Source organism: Methylobacterium iners (genome assembly GCF_022179305.1).
Classification (GTDB): Bacteria; Pseudomonadota; Alphaproteobacteria; order Rhizobiales; family Beijerinckiaceae; genus Methylobacterium; species Methylobacterium iners.
This window is the reverse complement of the sequence record NZ_BPQP01000080.1, coordinates 13835-38147: the sequence shown is the minus strand read 5'-3', so window position 1 is coordinate 38147 and position 24313 is coordinate 13835. Positions and strand designations below refer to the sequence as shown.

At 70.9% G+C, this 24313-nt stretch carries 26 protein-coding genes; 13 read left to right on the top strand and 13 right to left on the bottom strand.

Translation table 11 applies throughout. The features are described 5' to 3' along the window. From MFF55_RS22070 to MFF55_RS22055, 4 genes are all read left to right on the top strand, one after another. Positions 1-352 (top strand): DNA translocase FtsK (locus MFF55_RS22070; RefSeq protein ID WP_283206784.1); only part of this gene is annotated, 352 nt, incomplete at its 5' end. A gap of 95 nt (positions 353-447) precedes the next feature. Further along, the gene (locus tag MFF55_RS22065) at positions 448-1350 is read left to right on the top strand and encodes an outer-membrane lipoprotein carrier protein LolA (protein WP_238246265.1); all 903 of its coding nucleotides are present in this window, start codon (positions 448-450) and stop codon (positions 1348-1350) included. 169 nt (positions 1351-1519) lie between these two features. After that, a complete protein-coding gene (locus MFF55_RS22060) occupies positions 1520-1735 on the top strand; it encodes a hypothetical protein (protein ID WP_238246264.1) in 216 nt (71 codons plus the stop codon). Positions 1736-1843: 108 nt separating this feature from the next. Further along, positions 1844-2041: a hypothetical protein gene (locus tag MFF55_RS22055; protein ID WP_238246263.1), complete on the top strand. Its 198-nt coding sequence runs from the start codon at positions 1844-1846 to the stop codon at positions 2039-2041. A gap of 28 nt (positions 2042-2069) precedes the next feature. Here MFF55_RS22055 and MFF55_RS22050 read toward each other — a convergent pair whose 3' ends face one another. Beyond that, entirely contained in the window at positions 2070-2327 is a 258-nt protein-coding gene (locus tag MFF55_RS22050) for a hypothetical protein (protein WP_238246262.1), read from the bottom strand. 622 nt (positions 2328-2949) lie between these two features. On the opposite strand from MFF55_RS22050, the gene MFF55_RS22045 reads away from it, so the two are divergent. After that, positions 2950-3138, top strand: a complete 189-nt coding sequence (locus MFF55_RS22045; RefSeq protein WP_238246261.1) for a hypothetical protein — start codon at positions 2950-2952, stop codon at positions 3136-3138. A 281-nt stretch (positions 3139-3419) separates the two neighbouring features. On the opposite strand, the gene ppa is transcribed toward MFF55_RS22045, so the two are convergent. From ppa to MFF55_RS22025, 3 genes are all read right to left on the bottom strand, one after another. Continuing rightward, a complete protein-coding gene (gene ppa, locus MFF55_RS22035; protein ID WP_238246260.1) occupies positions 3420-3956 on the bottom strand; it encodes an inorganic diphosphatase in 537 nt (178 codons plus the stop codon). A 106-nt stretch (positions 3957-4062) separates the two neighbouring features. After that, a complete protein-coding gene (locus tag MFF55_RS22030; protein WP_238246259.1) occupies positions 4063-4374 on the bottom strand; it encodes a hypothetical protein in 312 nt (103 codons plus the stop codon). 83 nt (positions 4375-4457) lie between these two features. Beyond that, positions 4458-4964 carry a GNAT family N-acetyltransferase gene (locus tag MFF55_RS22025; RefSeq protein WP_238246258.1) on the bottom strand — a complete coding sequence of 169 codons (507 nt, stop codon included), beginning with the start codon at positions 4962-4964 and terminating at the stop codon, positions 4458-4460. A 180-nt stretch (positions 4965-5144) separates the two neighbouring features. Here MFF55_RS22025 and MFF55_RS22020 point away from each other — a divergent pair, with 180 nt between their 5' ends. Then, a complete protein-coding gene (locus MFF55_RS22020) occupies positions 5145-5870 on the top strand; it encodes a fused DSP-PTPase phosphatase/NAD kinase-like protein (RefSeq protein ID WP_238246257.1) in 726 nt (241 codons plus the stop codon). A 140-nt stretch (positions 5871-6010) separates the two neighbouring features. Here the strand turns inward: MFF55_RS22020 and MFF55_RS22015 are convergent, their stop codons facing one another. Together MFF55_RS22015 and MFF55_RS22010 are read right to left on the bottom strand one after the other, a co-directional pair. Beyond that, positions 6011-6868: a prephenate dehydratase gene (locus tag MFF55_RS22015; protein ID WP_238246256.1), complete on the bottom strand. Its 858-nt coding sequence runs from the start codon at positions 6866-6868 to the stop codon at positions 6011-6013. A gap of 14 nt (positions 6869-6882) precedes the next feature. Then, positions 6883-7626, bottom strand: a complete 744-nt coding sequence (locus MFF55_RS22010) for a 3-deoxy-manno-octulosonate cytidylyltransferase (protein ID WP_238246255.1) — start codon at positions 7624-7626, stop codon at positions 6883-6885. Positions 7627-7859: 233 nt separating this feature from the next. Here MFF55_RS22010 and MFF55_RS22005 point away from each other — a divergent pair, with 233 nt between their 5' ends. The 5 genes from MFF55_RS22005 (at position 7860) to MFF55_RS21985 (ending at position 14263) form a co-directional block, all read left to right on the top strand. Then, positions 7860-8714, top strand: a complete 855-nt coding sequence (locus MFF55_RS22005) for a c-type cytochrome (RefSeq protein WP_238246254.1) — start codon at positions 7860-7862, stop codon at positions 8712-8714. 199 nt (positions 8715-8913) lie between these two features. Further along, entirely contained in the window at positions 8914-10779 is a 1866-nt protein-coding gene (locus MFF55_RS22000; protein ID WP_238246253.1) for an extracellular solute-binding protein, read from the top strand. Further along, positions 10776-12623, top strand: coding sequence for an extracellular solute-binding protein (locus tag MFF55_RS21995; protein WP_238246252.1), 1848 nt, complete (start codon positions 10776-10778; stop codon positions 12621-12623). The genes MFF55_RS22000 and MFF55_RS21995 overlap by 4 nt, the downstream gene beginning before the upstream one ends. An 8-nt stretch (positions 12624-12631) precedes the next feature. Continuing rightward, the gene (locus tag MFF55_RS21990; protein WP_238246251.1) at positions 12632-13738 is read left to right on the top strand and encodes a microcin C ABC transporter permease YejB; all 1107 of its coding nucleotides are present in this window, start codon (positions 12632-12634) and stop codon (positions 13736-13738) included. Positions 13739-13744: 6 nt separating this feature from the next. Next, on the top strand, positions 13745-14263 hold the full coding sequence (locus tag MFF55_RS21985) for a GNAT family N-acetyltransferase (RefSeq protein WP_238246250.1): 519 nt from the start codon (positions 13745-13747) through the stop codon (positions 14261-14263). A 118-nt stretch (positions 14264-14381) separates the two neighbouring features. On the opposite strand, the gene MFF55_RS21980 is transcribed toward MFF55_RS21985, so the two are convergent. The 5 genes from MFF55_RS21980 to MFF55_RS21960 form a co-directional block, all read right to left on the bottom strand. Beyond that, positions 14382-14666, bottom strand: a complete 285-nt coding sequence (locus MFF55_RS21980; protein ID WP_238246249.1) for a hypothetical protein — start codon at positions 14664-14666, stop codon at positions 14382-14384. Positions 14667-14860: 194 nt separating this feature from the next. Continuing rightward, complete coding sequence (locus MFF55_RS21975) at positions 14861-16945, bottom strand: hypothetical protein (RefSeq protein ID WP_238246248.1); 2085 nt, start codon at positions 16943-16945, stop codon at positions 14861-14863. Positions 16946-17148: 203 nt separating this feature from the next. Further along, complete coding sequence (locus MFF55_RS21970; protein ID WP_238246247.1) at positions 17149-19971, bottom strand: DUF4159 domain-containing protein; 2823 nt, start codon at positions 19969-19971, stop codon at positions 17149-17151. 10 nt (positions 19972-19981) lie between these two features. Next, positions 19982-20899: a DUF58 domain-containing protein gene (locus tag MFF55_RS21965; RefSeq protein WP_238246246.1), complete on the bottom strand. Its 918-nt coding sequence runs from the start codon at positions 20897-20899 to the stop codon at positions 19982-19984. Between the two features lie 4 nt (positions 20900-20903). Continuing rightward, on the bottom strand, positions 20904-21908 hold the full coding sequence (locus tag MFF55_RS21960; RefSeq protein WP_238246245.1) for an AAA family ATPase: 1005 nt from the start codon (positions 21906-21908) through the stop codon (positions 20904-20906). Positions 21909-22224: 316 nt separating this feature from the next. On the opposite strand from MFF55_RS21960, the gene MFF55_RS21955 reads away from it, so the two are divergent. Continuing rightward, positions 22225-23325: an adenylate/guanylate cyclase domain-containing protein gene (locus MFF55_RS21955; RefSeq protein WP_238246244.1), complete on the top strand. Its 1101-nt coding sequence runs from the start codon at positions 22225-22227 to the stop codon at positions 23323-23325. After that, entirely contained in the window at positions 23322-23789 is a 468-nt protein-coding gene (locus MFF55_RS21950; RefSeq protein WP_238246243.1) for a YaiI/YqxD family protein, read from the top strand. Before MFF55_RS21955 ends, MFF55_RS21950 begins: the two co-directional genes overlap by 4 nt. 3 nt (positions 23790-23792) lie before the next feature. On the opposite strand, the gene MFF55_RS21945 is transcribed toward MFF55_RS21950, so the two are convergent. After that, positions 23793-24044, bottom strand: coding sequence for a BrnA antitoxin family protein (locus MFF55_RS21945; protein WP_238246242.1), 252 nt, complete (start codon positions 24042-24044; stop codon positions 23793-23795). A 20-nt stretch (positions 24045-24064) separates the two neighbouring features. After that, positions 24065-24289, bottom strand: a complete 225-nt coding sequence (locus MFF55_RS21940; protein WP_055956977.1) for a hypothetical protein — start codon at positions 24287-24289, stop codon at positions 24065-24067. Positions 24290-24313 lie beyond the last annotated feature (24 nt).

Here is a 24313-nt window from a genome sequence, read left to right as displayed (position 1 = left end):
CGCCGTCACCGCCGACGACGGGCCCGGCGAGGAGAAGCCGGCCAAGGGCGCCAAGGCGGCGCCGGAGCCGGAGGACGAGGACGCGCCGATCTTCGACGTCGGTGCCTTCGCCGGCAGCGGCGGCATCGATCCGGGCGCCGAGCTCTACGATCAGGCCGTGGCGGTGGTCATGCGCGACCGCAAGGCCTCGACGAGCTACATCCAGCGCCGCCTCCAGATCGGCTACAACCGGGCCGCCTCGCTGATGGAGCGGATGGAGATCGAGGGCATCGTCGGGCCGGCGAACCACGCCGGCAAGCGCGAGATCCTGATGGAGGGCGTGCCCGTGCCCACCCTCTACGACGACGATTGAGCGACGCGCCGACGCCGCGCGTCCCATATTCGCCACAGGACCGGGCTCTAAGGGCCCGGTCCCCGCCGATTGAATGCCTTCGGAGAACGCCCACGATGATCGGCCGCCGCCATCGCCCCGCCGCCGGTCCGCTGCTCCTCCTGACGGCCGCGCTTCTCCTGCCGCGCCCGGCCGAGGCGCAGGTCGGCGCCTTCCTCGACGGCCTGTTCGGTCGCAAGGAGCAGCCCGCCCCGGAGCCGGAAGCGGCGCCTGCCGCCCCGCCGGCGGCCAAGAAGCCTGCCGCGCAGGCTCCGGCCAAGCCCGCCAAGGATGCGAAGGCCCCCGAGAAGCCGGCCGAGAAGACCGGCAGCCTCAAGACCGGCGCCAAGCCCGCCTCCGAAACGAACGCCAAGGTCGCCGCCGTCGGCGCGCCGTCTGCCATCGCTCTGGAGACGGACCCCGCGACCCTGCTCGCCCAGGCCAACGGCTACTTCAACGGCATCGCGACCCTGACCGGCACCTTTGTCCAGATCGGCCCGGACGGCCGCCGGATCGGCGGCAAGCTGACGCTCGCCAAGCCCGGGCGGCTCCGCTTCGACTACGACCAGCCCTCTCCGCTCGAAGTCGTCGCCGACGGCACCTCGGTGGCGGTGCGCGACCGCAAGCTCGCGACCCAGGATCTCTACTTCATCTCGCAGACGCCGCTGAAATTCCTGCTGCGCGAGAAGATCGACCTTGCCCGCGACCTCTCGGTGACCGACGTCACCAACGACCCGGGCGGCGTGCGCATCATGCTGGAGGATCGGGCGACGCTGGGCGGCACCTCGAAGATCCAGCTCTTCTTCGACAACGAGGTGAAGACCCTGAGCCAGTGGCGGATCACCGACCCGCAGGGCTACCAGACCACGGTGCAGCTCTCGAACCTGCAGAAGGGCAAGACCGTCGACGCGGGCCTGTTCTTCATCAATTACGGCCGAGCTGAGGACAAGGCGGCGCAGCAGCTGCTGCAGCGGCAGTAGCGCCGTTCGGCTGCATCGATCGCTCGCGGACCGGCGCCAGATATCCGAAGCCACTCCACCTCGGCCGACCGAGCCGACGAGCCTGTGCGCCCACGGCGCGACGGCCGTTGCATCCGCGGCCCAAAGGCGGCATCGCTCCCCGCGATACTTTGGGTGGGAGCGAAGCGGAATGACGGCCGAGGAAATCGCGGATCTGAACAGGGCGCGCGCGAGCCTTGCCCGCCAGCGCAACGCGCTCGCCAAGCGGATTGGGTCGAGCGAGCTCGCCGCCGCCTCGGCCGCGGAGGATTTCATGCGCGTCCTACTCGCGATCGAAGCGGTGGACCGCGCCCTGACCGAAGCCGGCCAGCCCTACATGTCGCCGGATACGGCGAGGATCGCATGAGGCGCCGCGCGCGACATTGATGCCGGCCCTCCCAGGGGAACCCTTCCTCGCCGCGGCAGATTGCAGGGTCCGGGCCGTCCAGCCCGCGGAAGGGTCGGCTAGACCGCGATGAACGAGGAAGCCGACACGACGGAGGCGGACGCCGCCGCAGCGAGGGAGCGCATCGAGACGATCCTGGTGCGCCTGCCTCCTGGTGCCCGTGCGGCTTTCTGGAAGGCGGTGCGGACCTGCTACACGTTCTCGGCGCCCCCGGAGGATCAGCCCGAGAATGCGAGCCGCGCACCTGATCGATCAGGCCGGGATTGAGCAGGGCGCGGCCAAGCCCCTCACCCGCCTAATCGTCCGAGACCGAGTTCGTCTCCCGCGGCGGTGAGCGGGTCAGGCTCTTGATGGTGCGCAGTGGGCGGCCGGACTTCTCCGCGATCACCCGGTCCTGCTCGGCGATGAGGTCGCGGGCTGGCTCGTCGCCGTCGAGGCCCCCGAGGATCTGCATCGGCACCCGGCGGTTCGAGGCGCGACTGTCATCCTCGTAGACGACGTCGAACAGGACGGACCCGCGCTCCTGCGGTTTCGACTTGGTACGCTTGGCCATGACAGACGCTCGGGATGGGGTTGGGAAACAAGCCAACGGCCACGGATGGCGGGTGCTGGCGCGCGTACATCCGGCGTCGCCCGCGTTCCCGGCGTCGTGGCCGTCTCCGATCAAGCGACGATGTCGCGATCGGCATGAGGCTGAAATGGGGTCGCCACACCGGTTTTTCAACGCGCGCCGGCGCCGGTTACGCGCCGATGCCGAGATTTCGCCGGGCCTGCCTGGGCTGGAGCGTGTCACGCTGATCTCGGAAGTTCGGATCACGGACCTGGAGCTTGTGCCTGGGATATGGATCGTGCCGCTGCTCGGGACGGCGAGACGAGGATCAACGCTCCCCGGCCTCCGGAAAGATCCCGAATCGCATCGATCGAGCGCCTGCCCGCGGGAACCCCGTCGGGTCGAGGTCGTTGGTGTACCAGGTCTCAACAGCCGTCGACCTTCCCAAGGGTCGAACCGCCCGCTCCGCCAAAAGGCGGGGTGGGCTGTTTCTTTTGCGGACTTCGCGCGTTGTGAGGCGCGGCGGCGTGCGATCCACCCCCGCTTTCTTGGCAGACGGCCGCCCGGCGGAGCGTGGAACCGGAATCCGCGCCGCACCCCGGACGGGCGGCATCGGAGTTCTTGTATGCGCAGTCTTCTCGCCCTCGTGGTCCTCGCCGTCGCGGGCTTCGTGCTCGTCGGCATGTTCGTGGCGCCGTCGCAGCCGCCGCTGCGGGCCTGGTACCTGAACAATGCCTGCGTGCATCTCGACAAGGTCACGCCGCAGATCTGCGCCCCGGCCCGCGAGGCCGATAGCGGTCAGCAGAGAACCTGAGCGCTCTTGCCCGCGCCCGCGATTGGGCCTTCCGCGACCGCAACACGGGACGGATCACGATCGCCCAAAGGCCGAACGCGCCGCTCCTGCTCTTCGCGGGCTGCGCCGCCTTCGCCTGGGCGTTCGATCCGCCGGGGGCCTTCGGCGGCGCGATCCGCGTCGTCGGCAGTCTCGCCCTCGTCTATTGGGCCGTCGATGAGCTTGTCCGCGGCGTGAACCCCTGGCGGCGTGGTCTCGGCGCCGCCGTGCTCACGTACCAGGCCTCCACCCTCCTGGCGTGATCAGGCCTTGTGCGCCTTGCCGCGCTCGATTCCCTCGAGGATCAGGCGGTACGCCTCGGCCTTGTCGCCCCAGCGCACGATCTTGACCCACTTGCCGGGCTCCAGGTCCTTGTAGTGCTCGAAGAAGTGCTGGATCTGGTGGAGCGTGATGTCGGGCAGGTCGGTGTAGTTCTCGATGCGGTCGTAGCGCATGGTCAGGTCGCGCGAGGGCACCGCGACGATCTTCTCGTCCTCGCCGGCATTGTCCTCCATCACGAGGACGCCCACCGGCCGCACGCTCATGATGGCGCCCGGCACGATCGCCCGGGTATTGGCGACGAGCACGTCGCAGGGGTCGCCGTCGCCCGAGAGCGTGTGCGGGATGAAGCCGTAATTCCCGGGGTAATGCATCGCCGTGTAGAGGAAGCGGTCGACGACCAGTGCGCCCGAGGCCTTGTCCATCTCGTACTTGATCGGCTCGCCGCCGATCGGCACCTCGATGATGACGTTGACGTCGTGCGGCGGGTTCTTCCCGATCGAGACCGCGTCGATGATCATGGCATGTCCTTGGCTGCGGCAGGGGCCGGTAGAGGTCCCGTTGCCCCGCTTCTTAAGGCGCTTCCGCGGCGAAGGAAATTGTCCCGAAGGCCATTCGTGCGACCGATCAGGCCGACGGCTTGCCACCGCCCCTGATGCGTTGCCAGGTCCGCTCGATCCAGCGGGCGGAATGCTCCAGGGGGATCTTGAGCCAGGGAATGTCCTGGCTGAGCAGCGCGAGGCCGAGGGGCAGCATCCAGAGGCCGAGGATCGGCAGGATCGAGAACACCCCGCCGAGAATGAAGAGCAGCGCGGCCCCGATCCGGATCCAGCGGCGCGAGGGCTCGCGCAGCCATTCGACCGCCTTGCGCATGCGATCGGGCAGCTTCTCGCTGAGATGCGTGACCCGCGCGTCCCAATCCTCCGCGGTGACGCTCATGCGGCGGTCTCGGCGGGTCGTGGCGAAGTGATCTGCATGCCTCGGAGATAAGGACCCGCCATCCCCTTCGCCAGGGTGGCGCCTCAGCCGAAGCGGTAGGCCACCTTCGGCAGCAGCGCGCCGGCCATGCGGTCGACGGCTTGCGCGACGACGGTGCCGCCGAGCCCGGCGTAGAAGGCGCGCGCGCGCTCGTTCTCGGCGAGCGACCAGACTCCGATCCGCCCCATGCCGTGGTCGCCGAGATCGTTGCGCACCGCCCAGAAGAGGCGCCGCCCCAGGCCCAGACCCTGGTGCGAGGGCGCGATGTAGAGCTCGTCGATCTCACCCGAGGTCTTCAGCGCTCCGCTCCGCGCCCGTCCGTAGGCGGCGTAGCCGATCACGCCCTCCCCCGTCTCGACGACGGCGAGCGGCCGCCCCCGTCGCGCGGCGGCCCGCCACCAGAGCGGCCCGCGCTGCGCGATCATGCGCTCCAGCGAGACCCCGGGGATGATGCCGCGATAGGCCTCGCGCCAGGCCTCGTCGAAGACCGTCGAGAGCGCCGCCGCATCCTCCGGGCGGGCGCGGCGGATGCTGGTCGTGCTCGTGCTCATGACGGTTTCCCACGGCCGCAGGAGGTGACGGATCGCATCGAAGACCATGATGCCGGCGAAGGAAAGGCAAGCGCAATGCGGAAACCGCGCGACGAATCGGTCATGCGCGCCGCGTTGCCCGGCCACCCCCCGGCTGTTAGAGGCACGGATCAGCTCCCGGAGCGGTCGGCCCTCTCACACGTGTTCAATCGGTTCCTCAAGCCCGAGACGCGCTACGCCCGGCGCATGGCTCGGATCGCCCGCTTCGAGCGCCCGATCCAGGGGCCCGCCTCGCGCCTGATGGCCTGGGCGAACATGCTGCTCGTCGATCACGGGGTTTTTCGGCTCGCCTACCTGAACCGTCACGAGATCGGCCGGGGCGGCATGTGGCGCTCGGCCCAGCCCACGCCCCACCAGCTCGCCTGGTTCCGCAGGCAGGGCGTGCGCACGGTGATCTCGCTGCGCGGCGGGCGCGAGCACGGCTCATGGCCGCTCCAGCGCGAGGCCTGCGAGCGGCAGGGCCTCCACCTCGTCGAGTTCGTGCTGCGCTCGCGCGAGGCGCCCTCCCGCGAGACCATCCTCGCCGCCAAGGATTTCTTCGCGAGCGTGCAGTACCCGGCCGTGATGCACTGCAAGTCGGGCGCCGACCGCGCCGGGCTTGCCGCCGCGCTCTACCTCATCCTGCACGAGGGCCGGCCCGTCGCCGAGGCGATGGGTCAGCTCTCGCCCCGCTACGGCCATTTCCGCTTCGCCAAGACGGGGATCCTCGACGCCTTCTTCGAGCGCTACCGCCGCGAGGGCGAGGCGAAGGGGCTCGATTTCCTGACCTGGGTCGAGACGGCCTACGACCCCGAGGCGCTGCAGCGCGAGTTCCGGCCTAGCTTCTGGTCGGAGTTGCTCGTCGATCGGGTGATGAAACGCGAATAGAGGTGTTTATCGCCTTCCCTCCCCCTTGTGGGGAGGGATCGAGGGTGGGGGTGGTTCCGCTGGCCTCCGCAGCAGGGTCGCCCAGCCACCCCCACCTCCTCCCCACAAGGGAGAGGCGAGGCGCCGCGATCGAAAATGTATCACTCCGCCGCGGGCCGTGCCGCCTCCCGGAACGGATGGGCCGGGTAGACGCCCACGATCCGCAACTCGCGCGAGAAGTAGCGCAGCTCGTCGAGCGCCCGGGCGAGGCCGGGGTCCTCGGGGTGGCCGTCCACCTCGGCGTAGAACTGCGTCGCCGAGAACTGGCCCTCGACCATGTAGCTCTCGAGCTTCGACATGTTGACGCCGTTCGTGGCGAAGCCGCCGAGCGCCTTGTAGAGGGCGGCCGGGATGTTGCGCACACGGAAGACGAAGCTCGTGACGGCCGGACCCGCATCGGCGCCGAGCGGAACGGACTCGGGCGCGAACACCACGAAGCGCGTGGTGTTGTGGCTCTCGTCCTCGACGTCGCGCTCCAGGATGTCGAGGCCGTAGACCTCGGCCGCCAGCGCCGGCGCCAGCGCGGCCCGGCTCGGATCGCGGGCCTCCGCGACCTCGCGGGCGGCGCCGGCCGTATCGCCCGCCACGACCGCCTTCAGGCCGAGGCGGCGGATGATCTTGCGGCATTGGCCGAGCGCATGGACGTGGCTGTGCACGCTGGTCAGCGCCTCGACCGCGGTGCCCGGCAGCGCCATCAGCTGGAAGTGGATCGGCAGGAAGTGCTCGCCGATGATGTGCAGGTCGGAGGTCGGGATGAGATGGTGGATGTCGGCGACGCGGCCGGCGATCGAATTCTCGATCGGGATCATCGCGAGCGCGGCCCGGCCCTCGTTCACGGCGGCGAAGGCGTCCTCGAAGGTCGGGCAGGCGAGCGCCGTCCAGTCGGGATAGGCCTGCCCGCAGATGATGTGCGAGTTGGCGCCGGGCTCCCCCTGATAGGAGATGGTCGTGAGCGGCATCGGGCGGGTCTCGATCAGTTGAGGCGCCGCGCCGCCAGGAGCGCCCGGGCGCGTTCCAGGTCGGCAGGCGTGTCGACGCCGAGCGGCAGGTCGTCCACCACCATCGCGTCGATGCGCATGCCGGCCTCCAGCGCGCGCAGTTGCTCGAGCTTCTCCCGGGTCTCGAGCTCGCCGGGCTCCAGGACCATGAAGCGCACCAGCGCCTTCCGGCGATAGGCGTAGAGGCCGATATGGTGGAACAGGGGCCCCTCGCCCCAGGGAGCCTGCGCTCGGGTGAAGTAGAGCGCGCGCAATCGGTTCGGGCCGACATGGTGGCCGACGAGCTTGACCACGTTCGGGTTGCGGGCCTCCGCCTCGTCGGTGATGCGCGCGCAGAGGGTCGCGATGTCGACGTTGCGGTCGGCGAGCGGCATGATCGCCGCACCGATGATGGCCGGGTCGATGGTGGGCAGGTCGCCCTGCACGTTGACGACGACGTCGTGGTTGCCCTGCGGGTCGACGATCTCCAGAGCCTCGGCGAGGCGGTCCGAGCCGGAAGGATGGTCGGCGCGGGTGAGCACGGCGATGCCGCCCATCGCCTCGATGGTCTCGACGATCTCGGTCGCGTCCGTCGCCACGACGACAGGCCCGATCCCCGCCTCGACGGCGCGGCGCCAGACATGGACGATCATCGGCTCGCCGACGAGATCGGCCATCGGCTTGTTCGGCAGGCGGGTCGCCGCCATGCGCGCAGGGATCAGGACGAGGGGATCTGACATCGCTCTTTCCGCGCGGGTGCTTAACAGGGGCGACGCGCGTTGTCATCGCGTCCGCCGGCACCTGCCGCGACGCATCCTCTGCGACCAAGCGGACGTTGCATCGCGCGATGTCTGGCATTGTCAAGATCGGCGTTGAGCGGCTAAGCACCCTCGACCCTTTCCAAAGTCCGGCGCCGTACCCGTCGGAGGTCGATCAGCGCCGTCCCGGCTGGGCGGCACCGGAGTTGTCGAGAATGGATTCGTTCGAACTGAACAAGGTCGCCGGTGCCGTGCTGGGCACGCTCCTGTTCGCATTTGGGTCTGGGTTCGTCGCGGACATGATCTATCACTCGAAGCCCGCCGGGAACGCGGGCTACGCCCTGCCCGAGCCGGAGCCTGCCGCGGCCGGCGGCGGCGCCCCGGCCGCGGCCCAGGCCGAGCCGATCGCGGTGCGGCTCGCCAGCGCGAACGCGGAGAAGGGCCAGTCCGGCTCGAAGGCCTGCGCCGCCTGCCACAGCTTCGAGAAAGGCGGACCCAACAAGGTCGGTCCCGGCCTCTGGGACACCGTGGAGCGCCAGAAGGCGGCCCATGGCGGCTTCGAGTACTCGGCGGCCCTGAAGGAGAAGGGCGGCACCTGGACCTATGCCGACCTCGACGCCTTCCTCGAGAACCCCAAAGCCTACGCCAAGGGCACCAAGATGGCGTTCGCGGGCATCTCTTCGCCCCAGGAGCGCGCCAACGTGGTCGCCTACCTGCGCGCTCTCTCCGACAGCCCGAAGCCGCTGCCGGTGGCCGAGAAGAAGGAGGCTCCGGCTGCGGAGGCCAAGCCTGACGCGAAGCCGGAAGCCAAGCCCGCCGCCGCGCCGGCCGGCGACAAGCCGGTGGCGAACAAGCCCTCGGAGGGCAAGGATTCCCCGGCCAAGCCCGGCGATCCGAAATCCCCCGACGCGACGCCGGCCCAGCCGAAGCCGCCGGAGGCGACGACCACCCGCAACGATCCCGGGCCGAAGGCCGCCCAGGAATCGACGTCCAATCCGGGCACCGCTCAGACGGCGCCGACCGCGCCCGCGGCTCCGAACGCCGGCACGCCGGAGAAGCCTGCGCAGTAATTGCACGGGGCGGTTCCGCGAGACGATCCGAGAGGCCGGGGCCTGCGCTCCGGCCTCTCTGCTTTTTACGCATCCGGGCCGCCTCAGTCGCCGGTCCGGTCCTGCGCGCAAGCGTCGACTTGGCGTTCCCCGAGTCTCCGTCCTAGAACGACGCCCTGCCTGCGTCCGCGGACGCGAAGCCGGAGAGCGTCCCATCGTGATGCGAACAGCCCTGAGCGGACGTCTCGTCGCCGCGACGCTCGCCATCCTGTCGTTCGGCCTGCCCGCGAGCGCCGCGCCGGAAGGCGGCTGGATGCACGCGATCACCCTGATGGGGCAGCCCAAATACGGGCCGGACTTCAAGCATTTCGACTACGCCGATCCCGACGCGCCTAAGGGCGGCCTCGTGCGGCTCGGCGCGCAGGGCGGCTTCGACAACTTCAACTACGTGGTCTCGGGCCTGAAGGGCGACCTCGAGGGCGGGATCACCCTGATCTACGACACCCTGATGTCGGATTCGGCCGACGAGCCCTTCACCTCCTACGGCCTCGTCGCTGAGGGCGTGCGGCTTGGCGACGATCTCTCCTCCGTCTCCTATCGGCTGCGGGAGGGCGCGCGCTGGCACGACGGTAAGCCGATCACGGCCGAGGACGTGGTCTGGTCCTTCGAGGTCCTCAAGGCCAACAGCCCCTTCTACTCCGCCTATTACCAGACGGTGACGAAGGCCGAGGCGAAGGGCGAACGGGAGGTGACCTTCACCTTCTCGGAGGCCGGCAACCGCGAGTTGCCGCAGGTGCTCGGCCAGCTCCGCATCCTGCCGAAGCATTGGTGGACGGGCAAAGATGCGCAGGGCAAGCCCCGCGACGTCACCCAGACGACCCTGGAGATCCCCCTCGGCTCCGGACCCTACCGGCTGGCGAAGTTCGATCCGGGCCGCAGCGCCACCTACGAGCGGGTCGCGGATTACTGGGGCAAGGACCTGCCCGTGAATCTCGGCCGCAACAATTTCGGCACGATGCGCTACGAGTATTTTCGCGACTCGACGGTGCTGATCGAGGCGCTGAAGGGCGACCTCTTCGATTTCCGCACCGAGAACGTCGCCCGCAACTGGGCCACGGCCTACGACGACTTCCCCGCCGTGAAGGAGGGCCGCCTTGTCAAGGAGGAGTTTCCGGACCGCGGCAACGGCATCATGCAGGCCTTCGTCTTCAACCTGCGCAAGCCCAAATTCGCCGACGAGCGCGTGCGCCGGGCCTTCAACCTCGCCATGAACTTCGAGGAGATGAACCGGGCACTGTTCTACGGCCTCTACAAGCGGATCGACTCCTACTATTTCGGCTCGGAGCTCGCCTCCTCGGACCTGCCGGCGCCCGATGAGCTGGCGCTGCTCGAACCGCTCAAGGACAAGGTCCCGCCGGCCGTCTTTGCGACGCCCTACACCAACCCCGTGAACGGCAGCCCGGAGGCGGTGCGCGCCAACCTGCGCGAGGCCGTGCGGCTCCTCAAGGAGGCCGGCTACGAGCTCAAGAACGGGCAGATGACCAACGTGAGGACGGGCGAGCCGCTCACCGTCGAGTTCCTCGAGTTCCAGAGCGTGTTCGAGCGGGTGGTCCTGCCCTTCGCCGCGCAGCTCAAGCTGATCGGCATCAACAGCAACCTGCGGGTCATCGACCAGGCGCAGTACCAGAACCGGCTCCGCGCCTTCGACTTCGACATCACCACCAGTTCCTGGCCGGAGAGCCTGTCGCCGGGCAACGAGCAGCGGGAGTATTGGGGTTCGGCTTCGGCCGACAAGCAGGGCTCGCGCAACATCGCGGGGATCAAGGACCCGGCCATCGACGCACTGATCGAGAAAGTGATCTTCGCGCCTGACCGGCCCGGTGTGATCGCCGCGACCCGCGCCCTCGACCGTGTGCTGCTCGCCCACCATTACGTCGTGCCGCAATGGGCGTCCGGCGTCTCGCGGACGCTGCGCTGGAACCGGTTCTCGCGGCCCAAGATCCTGCCGCAATACGGCAGTTCGGGCTTCCCGACGACGTGGTGGTACGACGAGGCGCTCGCGGCCAAGACCGGGGCGCCCCGGTGAGGCCGACCCGGCGCGGCCTCGTCCTCGGCGCGGGCGCGCTCGCGGCCTGCCCCAGGATCGCGCTGGCTCAGGTCCCCCGCAAAGCCCACGGCCTGTCGAGCTTCGGCGAACTCAAATACCCCGAGAACTTCCCGAACTTCGACTACGTGAACCCGGCCGCGCCCCGCGGCGGCCGCTTCTCGGCGCAGATCAGCTCGACCCTCGGCAACCAGTCGCTTCAGACCTTCAACACCCTGAACATCTACGTGCTGCGGGGCGACGGGGCCGCGGGCATGGACCTCACCTTCGACAGCCTGATGGTCCGCGCGTTCGACGAGCCCGACGCCCTCTACGGGCTGCTCGCCCGCTCCGTCGAGATCGATGCGGACGGCCTCGCCTACCGCTTTCGCCTGCGCCCGCAGGCCCGCTTCCACGACGGCTCGCGCCTCACCGCCGCCGACGTCGCCTTCTCGCTCAAGCTCCTGAAGGAGAAGGGCCATCCGGCGATCTCCCAGGTCCTGCGCGACCTGGCCGATGCGACGGCCGAGGCCGAGGACCTCGTGCTCGTCCGCTTCGTGCCCGGCCGCAGCCGCGACCTGCCGCTCTTCGTGGCGGCCCTGCCCGTCTTCTCGGCCGCCTATTACCGCGCCCGCGACTTCGAGGCCTCCTCGCTCGAACCGCCCCTGGGCTCGGGGCCCTACCAGGTCGGGCGGCTCGAGGCCGGGCGCTTCATCGAGCTGCAGCGCGTGAACGACTACTGGGCGGCCGACCTGCCCGTCATGGTCGGCCAGAACAATTTCGAGGCGCTGCGCTACGAGTATTTCCGCGATCGCCAGGTCGCCTTCGAGGCCTTCAAGGGCGGCGCCTTCACCTACCGCGAGGAGTTCACCGCCCGGGTCTGGGGCACGGGCTACGACTTCCCCGCCGTGCAGGAGGGCCGCGTGCGCCGCGAGACCATCCCCGACGCGACGCCCTCCGGCACCCAGGGCTGGTGGATCAACACCCGCCGCGAGGCCTTTCGCGATCCGAGGGTCCGCGAGGCGATCGGCCTGTGCTTCGACTTCACCTGGACCAACAAGAACCTGATGTTCGGGGCCTATACCCGCACGGCCTCCTTCTTCGAGAACTCGGACCTCAAGGCCACGGGCAAGCCCTCCCCCGAGGAGCTCGCGCTGCTCGATCCGCTGCGCGCCGACCTGCCCTCGGAGGTCTTCGGCGAGCCGTGGTCGCCGCCGGAATCCGACGGGTCCGGCCAGGACCGGGCGCTGCTCAGCCGCGCCGTCGCCCTGCTGCGCGAGGCGGGCTGCGCCCGCGAGGAAGGCAGCATCAAGCTGCCGGGCGGCAAGCCGCTGGAGATCGAGTTCCTCGACGTCGATCCGAGCCTCGAGCCGCACACGCTGCCCTTCATCCGCAATCTCGGCCTGATCGGCATCAAGGCCCGCATCCGGCAGGTCGACGCCTCGCAGTATCAGGCGCGCCTCAAGGATTTCGATTTCGACGTCACGGTGCGCCGCTACTCGAGCGGCCTGACGCCCGGGCCTGAGCTGCGCGAAACCTACGGCAGCCGCGCCGCCGCGACGCCGGGCTCCAACAACCTCGCCGGCATCGCGAGCCCCGCCGTCGACGCGCTCATCGACAAGGTGACGGGCGCCGCCTCCCGGGCCGAGCTCACCCAGGCCTGTCGGGCGCTGGACCGGGTGCTGCGGGCCGGCCGCTACTGGGTACCGATGTGGTACGGCTCGACGCACCGCATCGCCGTCTGGGACATCTACGGCCGCCCGGCCAAGGGCCCGACCTATGGCCTCGGCGTGCCGAGCACCTGGTGGTTCGACGCGGACAAGGCCCGGCGGATCGGCCGGATCTGAGGAGGCCCATGCTCGCCTACATCCTGCGCCGCCTCGCCCTGATGGTGCCGACCATCCTCGGCATCATGCTGATCACTTTCACGATCGTGCAGTTCGCCCCCGGCGGCCCCGTCGAGCGGGTGCTCGCGCAGCTTCAGGGCCAGAACGATGCCGGCCTGTCGCGGGTGACGGGGGGCGCGGGCGATCTCGGCGGCGCCGGCGCGGTGAACCGGGGCGGCGGCGAGGCCAATTCCCGCTATCGCGGGGCGCAGGGGCTGGATCCTGCCTTCATCAAGAAGCTCGAACAGCAATTCGGCTTCGACAAGCCCGCCCACGAGCGCTTCCTGAAGATGATCTGGGACTACGCCCGGTTCGATTTCGGCAACAGCTACTTCCGAGACGTCTCGGTGCTGCAGCTCATCCGCGAGCGCCTGCCGGTCTCGATCTCGATCGGCCTCTGGATGACCCTCCTGTCCTACGCGATCTCGATCCCGCTCGGCATCCGCAAGGCGGTCAAGGACGGCTCGCGCTTCGATCTCTGGACCTCCGGCGTCGTCATCGTCGGCTACGCCGTGCCGAGCTTCCTGTTCGGGCTCCTCCTCATCATCCTGTTCGCGGGCGGCTCGTTCTTCCAGGTCTTCCCGATCCGGGGCCTGACCAGCGAGGGCTGGGAGAACTTTTCGCTCTGGGGCAAGATCGTCGACTACGTCTGGCACATGACGCTGCCGCTGACCGCGCTCGTGCTCGGCGCCTTCGCGACCTCGACGCTGCTCACGAAGAACTCGTTCCTCGACGAGATCCGCAAGCAATACGTGCTCACCGCCCGCATGAAGGGCCTGACCGAGCGGCAGGTCCTCTACGGCCACGTCTTCCGCAACGCCATGCTCATCGTCGTCGCCGGCTTTCCCGGGGCCTTCATCACGGCCTTCTTCTCGGGCTCGCTCCTGATCGAGACGATCTTCACCCTCGACGGGCTCGGGCTCCTCTCCTTCACGGCCATCGTCGGCCGCGACTACCCGATCGTCTTCGCGACGCTCTACATCTTCTCGCTGCTGGGGCTTGCCGTGAACCTGCTCTCGGACCTGATCTACACCTGGATCGATCCGCGCATCGACTTCTCCGCCCGGGCGACCTGACCCCCGATGACCTCCCTGCCGCTGGTCGTGCGCCCGGAGACCGCCGGGGATGCCGAGTCGATCGACCGCTTGCACGATCGCGCCTTCGGCCCCGGCCGCTTCGCGCGGACCTCCTACCGCCTGCGGGAGGGCGTCCCGCATCTCCCCAGCCTCAGCTTCACGGCGTTGGTCGGGACCTTCCTCGTCGGCTCGGTAAGGATCAGGCCCGTGCGGATCGGCGAGGCGCTGGCGCTCATGCTGGGGCCGCTCACCGTCGATCCGAGCTTCGAGGGGCGCGGCATCGGCGCGGCCCTGATGGAGGCCTGCCTCGGCGCGGCCGAGGCCGAGGGCCATGCCCTCGTCATCCTGGTGGGGGATGCGCCCTATTATGCCCGCTTCGGCTTTTCCGCCGTGCCCCCGGGGCGTCTGACTATGCCTGGCCCTGTCGATCCCGCGCGCCTCCTCTGGCGCGGGCTCACCGAGGATGCGGTGGAGAGCGTGGGTGGCCTGGTCACCTCGGCGCGGGCGGTACCCACCCCGGCCTAGCACCCGCGGCGCTTGCGAGGACCTCACGGGCGACCGCGAAAACATCCGGCAGGATACGATCCCCCCATGCTGTGAGCACCACGCTCCGGCGCAAGGCGTCGAGACCCTCCATCGCGACTCAGGCGCGCTCATCGAGCCAGGTCCGTGTGTCATGGGCCGCCGGAAGGTAGCGCTGCGCGAGCCGGGCCAAGGCCGCGTAGCTCACCGCGCCGCCGCGGACGAGGTCGCTGAGGGTTTCGACCTCGGTCTCGTAGAGGAAGTCCCGGACGTGGTGTTCGTGCTCGGGCGGCACCACCTCCGCCCGCAGGGCCGCCAGCAGCGAGGCCGCATCGATCCGGTCGCGCGTCGAGGCGTTGATGTGCGCGACCGCGGAGGCCAGGGGTCGATCGAAGCCGGTCGTCATGGCGCGCTCGGGTCGGGGCTCAGGTTCAGCCTCCGATTACCCCGATACGCCGGAGCTGTCCCCTCCCCCTTGTGGGGAGGGGTAGGGGTGGGGGTGGTTCCGCCTGGTCAGCGGGCGGGTTGCCCAGCCACCCCCCCCCTCCAACTTCTCCCCACAAGGGGGACGAGAGTGCGCCGCACTGCGCCGCCCCCACCTTACGCCACACGCCCGCGCCGCCCTTCGACCAGCCACATCGCCAGAACCGCCGCCGCCAGCAGCGCCAGCGCGGCGAGGCCGAGCGCCAGGGGATAGACCTCGACGCCGCGGATCGTGGCGCTGTCGCTCGGGCGCAGGCCGATCCAGTCGGCGCCGCTGAGGCGGCCGCTGCGCACGCTCTGGAGGCGGGGCACCTCGATGCCGCCACCCGCCTCGGCGACGCGACGGACGGAGCCGCCGGTGCTCTCGGCCAGCGCCCTCAGACGCTCGGTGTCGCTGAAGACGTCGGCGAGCTCGCGCGGGTTGGGAGGGCCGACGCTGACGAAGGCGACGAGCCCGCCCGAGCGCAAGGTGTGCAGACCGAGTTCCTTGGCCTCGAAGGTCGCCGAGAACAGTCCCGGCTCGGATTGGGTCAGGGTGAGGCTCTGCTCGCCGCCGCTCGGGCCCGTGACGGTTACCGGATCGGTGGTCTCGGCCATGGTCTGACGCTCGACGCGAACCTCGCGGCCCTGAGCGGTGGTCTGGGCGCGCAGGGCCTCCTCCTCCAGCGCCGGCTCCTTCATCAGCCAGTGGCCGAGCCGGCGCAGCAGGTCGAGATAGGGGCCGCCCTCGGCGTAGCCCCGCGCCCAGAGCCAGGCGTGGTCCGAGAGCAGCAGGGCCACCCTCCCCTTCTCCTCGCGCGAGAGGGCGAGGAGCGGCAGGGCGTTGGCGCCCTGCAGGATCGGCTGCACGCCGGGCTTCGTCTGGGCCGAGACGATGCGCAGCCAATCGCCCCAGGCCGGCGGCGTCGATTCCGAGCCCGGCAGGGCCCGGGTGACGGGGTGGCGAGTGCCCACGCCCGTGAGCGCCGCCTTGTAGGGCTGCTCGACGACGCGGCCGTTCGGCTCGCCGGGTAGGATTTGCGAGAGCCGCGTACGCGCCAGGCTCGAGGTGGAGGCGAATTCGGGGCCTGCCGCGATGAGGAGCGCGCCGCCGTCGCGGACGTAGCGGACGATGTTCTCGAAATAGGCGGAGGGCAGCACGCTCTGGTTGGCGTAGCGGTCGAAGATGATCAGGTCGAAATCCTTGATCTTCTGGACGAACAGCTCGCGGGTCGGGAAAGCGATGAGCGAGAGCTCGGAGATCGGCGTGCCGTCCTGCTTCTCCGGCGGCCGCAGGATGGTGAAGTGGACGAGGTCGACATTGGCGTCCGACTTCAGGAGATTGCGCCAGGTGCGCTCGCCCTGGTGCGGCTCGCCGGAGACGAGGAGCACCCGCAGCTTCTCGCGGATGCCCTCAATGGGCAGCACGGCGCGGTTGTTGACCACCGTCAGCTCGCCCGGCAGAGGCTCGACCTCGATCTCGACGACGTTGGGCCCGCCATGCTCGATCCGGGTCTGGAGCGCGAAGGCCTGGCCCGTCGGCACCGAGCGGCGCTCGATCTCCTCGCCGTCGCGGCGCACGGTGACGACCGCGTTGCCGGTGCCGCCGCGCTCCATCACCTCGGCGCGGATGGTGACGTCCTTGCCGACGATGCCGAAGCGGGGGGCCTCGAGCATCCTGATCTGGCGGTCGCGCTCGTCCGGCCGCCCGGTGACGAGGACGTGGAGCGGCGCCTTGAAGCCCAGAGCCGCGGCCGAGGCCGGGATGTCGTGCACGACGCCGTCGGTGAGCATGACCACGCCGGCGAGCCGCTCGGCAGGCACGTCGGCCAGTGCCTGCGAGAGGGCGGCGAAGAGCTTGGTGCCGTCGTCCCCTTGCGTCGAATCCGGCACGTCGACGAAGCGCGGCTCGATGTTGGTGAGCGCACCGAAGCGGCGCTGAAGCTCGGCCCGCACGGTGTCGGTCATGGCGGGGCGCTCGCCCAGCGCCTGGGACCCTGAGCGGTCGACGACGATCGCGGCGACGTCCTTGACCGGCTCGCGGTCCTCGCGAACGAGGGAGGGGTTGGTCAACGCCGCCAGCACCAGGGCAAGCGCCAACGCCCTCAGCAGCGCCACGCGACCCCGCGCGAAGATGGCGAGCCCGACAAGCAGCGCGACGAGGATCCCGAGTCCGGCGAGGACGGGCCAGGGCAGCAGGGGCGTGAAGCTGAGGCTCAGCATGGTCCGTTACCCTTGCCGATGGCGTCGTAGGGGACGGGAACCTGGACGCGCTTCCCTCCCCCTTGTGGGGAGGGGTCGAGGGTGGGGGTGACTGAGTGACCCCGTGCGGAGGCAAGCGGAACCACCCCCACCTCCAACGCCTCCCCACAAGGGGGAGGAGATGCGATCCGCTCGGGCCGCGGGACATGTACGGATCAAGAAATTCACTGCCCCAGCCGCTCCAGCAGCGCCGGCACGTGCACCTGATCCGCCTTGTAGTTGCCCGTCAGCGTGTACATCACGAGGTTGATGCCGCCGCGAAACGCCATCTCGCGCTGGCGCTGGTCGCCGCCCACCACTGGATAGAGCGGCTCGCCGCGCCGGCCCACCGCCCAGGCCGCGGCGAGGTCGTTGCCGGTGATGACGATCGGCGAGACGCCGTCGCCGGCACGGGCCGGGCGCCGCTCGTTGCCCTCGCCGGCCGGCGGCAGGGTCTCGACCCAGGTCTGGCCGGTGGCGTAGCGACCCGGGAAGTTGTCGACGAGGTAGAAGGCCTTGGTCAGCACGTGGTCGGCCGGGACGGGCTCGAGCTCGGGCACCTCCAGCGTCGAGAGCATCTTGCGCAGGTAGGCCGCCTCGGGCGTGGGCGGGCCGCCGGGGCGCGCGGTAAGCGCGTCGCGGGTGTCGAACAGGACGGTGCCGCCGTTGCGCATGAAGGCGTCGATCCGCCGGATCGCGGCCTCGCTCGGCTGCGGCCTCCCTGCGACGATCGGCCAGTAGATCAGCGGGTGGAAGGCGAGCTCGTCCCGGCCCGGATCGATGCCCGCCGGCTCGCCCGGCTCCAGCGCCGTGCGGCTCGCCAGCATCTGGGTGAGACCCGACAGTCCGGCCCGGCTCGCCGTGTCCACCGCCTCGTCGCCGGTGATCACGTAGGCGAGCCGCGTGGCGAGCGCGGAATCGAAGGCCGTGCCGCGCCCGCCCTCGGCGGCCGTGGCCGGTCTGGGCGCCAGGTATCCCGCGCCGAGAAGGGCCAGGGCGATCAAGGCGGCCCGCGCGGGCGCCCGCCCGATGAGGCCGCCCGAGCGGGCGAGGAAGCCGCCGAGCCAGAGCCCCGCCAGCGTGTCGAGAAGCAGGAGCGCGAGCGCTCCCGTGAACAGAGCGGCGCGCAAATCGAGGGTCTCCGTGCCCGTCAGCGCCCCGATCTGGGCGCCGGCGATCGCCGCCTCGTCGAGGGGTGCCAGGCGGTCGCCGTGCTTCAGGGCGTTGATGGCGACTCCGCCGTCGGCGGGGCCGTAGAAGCCGGGCGGATGCTCGTGGGTGGCGCGGTCGGCGTAGTCGGCTGGCACGGCCGTGGCACCGGCCGGGGGGCTGCCGAGCGCCCCGAACCCGTCGAGGGTGAGGCGCGGCGCCAGGACCGTGGCGGCCGGGCGCAGGCCGGCCTCTGCGGCCGGCGGCGTCGTGGTGCCGGCGAGCCCCACGACTCGGCGTAGCATGTCGATGAACAGGCCCGAGAGCGGCAGGTTCGACCAGGTGGTGTCGGCGGTGACGTGGAAGAGCACGACGAGGCCCTGCCCCCGCTTCTCGGCGGTGACGATCGGCGTGCCGTCCTGCAGGGAGGCCCACGTCCGGCCGGGCAGGTCGCCGTCCGGCTCCGCCAGGATCTGCCGGCGCACGCCGATATCGGCGGGCGGAGTCAGCCCGGCGAAGGGGCTCTCGGGGGCGAAGGCGGCCAGCGTCTTCGGGCTGTCCCAGGACAGGGTGCCGCCCAGCGTCCGGCCGCCGCGGCGCAGGCGTACCGGCACCAGGGGGTCGTTGCCGGCGGCGAGCCGCGGCCCGGCGAAGCGCAGGAGCAGGCCGCCCTCGTCGACGAACTTGCCGACGCGGGAGAGGGTCTGATCGTCGAGCGCTCCGACATCGGCGAGAACGAGGACGGAGACCTGCCCGTCCAGCATCTGCGCCACCGAGTCCGCGACGCCCTTGGCGCCGCGCGGCTCGCGCACGTCGGCATAGGGCCCGAGCGCCCGCGACAGGTAGTAGGTCGGCGCCAGCAGCGGCTGGGCCTGGTCGCTGGTGCCGCCGAAGACGAGGCCGACCCGGCGTCGCTTGGCCCGCTCGTCCATCAGCGCGACGGCGCCGGCCGAGCGCTCCGCCGCGATCTCCAGGCGCGCGATCCCGTTGCGCAGCTCCACGGGCAGCTCGAAGGCGACCTCCGTCTCCGTCGCGCCGTCCTTGAACGCGAAGTCCTGCTCGGCGAGGGGCAGGCCCTTCTGGTCGAGGGCCCGCACGAGACCGGCGTCGCGCCCGTTCGGCGCGGCCCGCGAGACCTTGGCGACGAGGCGGCCCCCGGCTTCCGAGGCCGTCAGCGCCAGCGCGGGGGGCTGATCGGCCCTCAGGATCGTCAGCGAGGCGCCGTGGCGCGCGACGAGGTCGGCGAGCGCGGCGGCGAAGTTGCCGCCCCCGCTTCCCGCGACGCCGTCGCTGACCCAGACGATCGCGGTCGACGGCGTGCGTTCCAGGAAGTTGGCGAGGGTGGGCAGGTGGGCGTCCCGGTCGCCGAGATGCGGGCGCGGGGCGATCGCCCGCAGGCGCTCCAGGGCGGCGGCCGGCGTCCGCGCCTCGAAGGCGGCGGGCGGCTCGGCGGTGGCGAGCACCGCGACGGGGCGCCCGTCGCGGGCCGCGGCCTCGATCGCGTCGGTCGCCACCCGCAGCCGCTCCCGCCAGTCATGGGCGGCGGAGAAGCCGTTATCGACCATGACGAGGAGCGGCGTCCGCCCCGCGGCGCCGGCGAACCCGAGCGGGTTCCAGACCGGCCCCGAGACGGCGAGGACGAGGCAGGCGGCGGCGAGGATGCGCAGGATCAGGAGCCAGGGCGGCGTGCGGGCCGGCGTGTCGCGCTTTCCGAGCAGGTCGGCCACGATCCGCAGCGGCGGAAAGTCGATCCGCCGCGGCCGCGGCGGCGTCACGCGCAGCAGGAACCACAGGGCCGGCAGGGCGACGAGCGCCGCGAGCGCGAGGGGAGCGGCGAAGGTGAGCGGCAATCCGAGCACCGGGCGATCCTCAAATCCCGCCGCGCGCGGCGGCGAGCAGCGTCAGCAGGCGCAGGGCCGCCTCGCTCGCCGGCCGGTCGGTGCGGTGAAGCGTCAGGGTCCAGCCTCGGGCACGTGCGATCTCGGCAAGCCCGTCGCGGTGCGCGGCGATCCGCGTCCGATAGGCCTCGCCCCAGGCGGCGGCGTCGCCCACGTTCACGCTGAGGTCGGATTCAAGGTCGTGCAGGACCGCCTGGCCCGCGAAGGGAAAGGTCTCCTCGACCGGGTCGGCCACGGCAACGAGGTGGCCCCGCGTGCCGCTGCCGGCGATGGCCTCGACCGAGGCCCGCACCTCGTCGAGGGGGACCAGGAAGTCGCTGATCAGGATCGCCTCGTCGAAGCGCCCGGTCGTGGCGCGGGGCGGCGCGTCCGCCTCGAGGCCGGCCCCATCGCCGACGAGGGCCTGCGCCATGGTCTCGACGATCCGCCTTGAGGCGGTCGCCCGCGTCAGCCCGAGCAGACCGGTGCGCTCGCCCCCCTCCACGAGGGCGTCGGCGAGCGCGAGGCCGAGCACGAGCGCGCGCTCCACCTTGGGCGCCTGGGCGAGGTTCGAGGCGAAGCCCATGGAGGCCGAGCGGTCGATCCAGAACCAGATGTTGTGGGCGGCCTCCCACTCGCGCTCGCGGACGTAGAGCCGGTCGTCGCGGGCGGAGCGGCGCCAGTCGATGCGGGCTGCGGCCTCGCCGGTGACGAAGGGCCGGAACTGCCAGAAGCTTTCGCCCGGCCCGGCCCGGCGGCGTCCGTGCAGGCCGTGCGCGAGGGTCGTCGAGACGCGGCGAGCCTCCAGGATCAGGCGCGGCATGCGCTCGGCGAGCGAGAGGGCGCTCCCCGTCTCCTGTATGCCCGGTGTCCGTTCTCCTGCGCCGAGAACCCGCGTCGCTGCTGCCATCGGCTCAGAGCTTCGCCGCGAGCTGGGCGATGAGCCCCGGGATGGTCTCGCCGTCGGCCCGCGCGCCGAAGCTCAGCGCCATGCGGTGCTTGAGCACCGGCTCGGCCAGCGCCTTCACGTCGGCGATCGAAGGAGCGACGCGCCCCTCGATCAGCGCGCGGGCGCGCACGGCCAGCGTCAGCGCCTGGCTGGCGCGAGGGCCCGGCCCCCACAGGAGCTTGCCCTTGAGGGACGGATCGCCCCCCTCCGGCCGCGCCGAGCGGACGAGGTCGAGGATGGCGTCGACGACGCTGTCGCCGACGGGCAGGCGGCGCACCAGCCGCTGCGCGGTCAGCAGGGCGTCCGTCGACATCACCGCCTGCGGCCTGTGCTCGTCGACGCCGGTCGTCTCGATGAGGATGCGGCGCTCGGCGGCGCGGTCGGGATAGCCGACGTCGATCTCGAGGAGGAAGCGGTCGAGCTGCGCCTCGGGGAGCGGATAGGTGCCCTCCTGCTCGATCGGGTTCTGGGTCGCCAGAACGTGAAAGGGACGCGGCAGGTCGTGGCGCTCGCCGGCCACCGAGACGAAGTGCTCCTGCATCGCCTGCAGCAGCGCCGATTGCGTGCGCGGGCTCGCCCGGTTGATCTCGTCGGCCATCAGGAGCTGCGTGAAGATCGGGCCCTTCACGAAGCGGAACGAGCGATGGCGGTCGGCATCCTCGTCGAGGATCTCGGTGCCGAGGATGTCGGACGGCATCAGGTCCGGCGTGAACTGGACGCGCCGGGCATCGAGGCCGAGCACCGTGCCCAGCGTCTCCACGAGCTTGGTCTTGGCGAGCCCCGGCAGGCCGACGAGCAGGCCGTGGCCGCCGGCCAGGATCGTGATCAGGGCAAGGTCGACCACCCGCTCCTGACCGAAGATCACCGTATGGATCGCCTCGCGCGCCTGGCCCACCGTGTCGAGGCAGGCCTCGGCGGTGGCGACGATGCCGTCGTCGAGGGTCGTGGCCGGCGCAGCGCCATGAGTCATGCGTCGATGTCCTGAATTCATGCCCCCTTCGTGCCGAGGCTTGTGGGGGGAGTGTGGCGTCCTTTGCGGCACCCTGGCAAGGTCGGCGCGACGCCGCAGCACGATTTGCGATTTGACAGCGGCTTCGCCGCAGCGATTCGCGTGCCATCGGCATTCCTGGCCTTACTCGCGCCATCATGCGGCATTGAGCACGTGGTCTGCTCCGCAAGCGAGGCGCGTCCGGCGCCGCGGGGAGCCGTCCCGAGAGGGCATCCGTGCGCATCGCCCTGTTCCCCCCGTGCGCCGCCAGTCCGCGGCATTGCAGAGGCCGCGCCTGATGCTGCCGCAGCACGGATGGTTCTGGGCGATCATGCTCGTCGCCTGCGGCGGGGCCGGGTTGCTCTACAACCTGCTCTTCGCGGGCGGCGCCACGCCGCTCGCCGGGCTCATCTACGGGCTCGCCGTGGGCAGCATCGCGCTCGCCTTCGACCGCGGGCTGATCCTGACGGGCCTGCAGGCGCGGATGCGCCGCCTGCCGGCCATGATCTACGTGCCCGCGGCCGAGCTCGCCTACGTCGTGATGATCTGCCTCGGCATCGCGCTCGGCGGCGCCATCGTCTGCGCGCTGGGGCTCACGCCGGACACGCTCCTCGAGGCGATGTGGATCACGCCGCGCGTGCTCGCCTATTCGCTCGCCGTCTCGGCAATCCTCGTCTTCGTGGTGCGGATGCGCGACCTCATCGGCGGCGAGGTCTTCGTCAACTTCCTGGTCGGGCGCTATCACCGGCCGGTGCGCGAGGAGCGGATCTTCCTGTTCCTCGACGTCGTCGGCTCCACCGCCTTCGCCGAGACCCACGGCGACCTCAAGGCCCAGGCCTATCTCAGCGCGATCTTCGCGGCGCTCGCCGAGCCGGTGCGGCGCAATCTCGGCTCGACCGACGACTATATCGGCGACATGGCGATGATCACCTGGCCGATGGAGCGGGGTCTCAAGAAGGGCCGCTGCGTCACCTGCGTCTTCGACGTGCTCGACCGGATCGAGGCGGAGGCCGAGACCTGGCGCGCCCGCTTCGGCACGGTGCCCCGCCTGCGCGCCGCCCTGCACGGCGGCGCCGTCGTCACGGCCGAAGTCGGGATCGACCGGCACAAGATCGCCTATTTCGGCGATGCCGTGAACGTCACGGCGCGGATCGAGGCGCTCTGCCGCCCGCTCGGCACGGAGATCCTGATCTCCGACGACCTCCTCGCCCGCCTGCCCGGTCTTCCGCCCGGGATCGCGGCCCGCTCGCTCGGCGCCCACGCGCTGCGCGGACGCGGCCAGCCGCTCAGCGTCTCGACCCTTGAGCGCGGGGCGGCATCGGCTTCCGGGCCGCTGCAGGCCGAGGCATCGGCACATCAGGACCCTGGGCCGGCGCGCGTCGCGGCCGGGGCGCGATGACGGGACCGATCGTCATCTACGTCGACGCCGACGCCTGCCCGGTGAAGGACGAGACCTACCGCGTCGCCGCCCGCCACGGCCTGCACGTCTATGTCGTCGCCAACAGCTTCATGAACCTGCCGCGCGAGCCCTGGATCGAGCGCGTCGTGGTCAGCGACGGCTTCGATGCGGCCGATGATTGGATCGCCGAGCGGGCCGCGCGCGGTGCCGTCGTCATCACCGCCGACGTGCCGCTTGCGAGCCGCTGCGTGAAGGCGGGGGCGGAGGTGCTCGCGCCCACCGGCAAGCCCTTCAGCGAGAGCGGCATCGGCCTGGCGCTGGCGACGCGCAACCTGATGCAGGATCTGCGCGAGGCCGGCGCGATCACCGGCGGCCCGAAGCCCTTCTCGGCCCGCGACCGCTCGGCCTATCTGGGTGCGCTCGACCGCACCATCATGCGGCTGAAGCGGGCGGGCTTCGGATGACGATCAGAGCCCCGTCGCGGCCTTGAGCGCGGCGTTGAGGCGGTCCTGCCAGCCGGGACCGTCCTTCTGGAAATGCTCCAGCACGGCCCGGTCGATGCGCAGGGTCACCATCTCGCGGGCGCCGGGCGCCGCAGGTGCCGCGGGCGCGGCGACCGGGGCCGGTTGAGCCTCGACGGGCTTCGTGGTGGCGGCCTTGAAGGCGGCCTCGGCCGCCTGGCGCGGGTCGCTGGTGCGGCGTGTCCGGTCGAATGCCATCTCGCTCTCCCTCGCGCCCCTCAGGAGCGCTTGCGCTTGGGCGCCGGCGGCGGGGCCGCTGCCTTCGCCTCGGCGTCGGCCGCCTCCTTGGCGAGCCGCAGCGCCCGCAGCTTCACCGTCCGCTCGTCCACCGCCTTCACCGAAGCCAGATGCTCGGCCATCGCCTGCGCGCCCTCCTTGGCCATCCGTTCGGCGCGCTCCGCGCGCTCCTCGGATCGGGTCCGGGCGTCGGTCTCGTCGCTCATCGCGTTCCTTCCTCGATGCGCCCT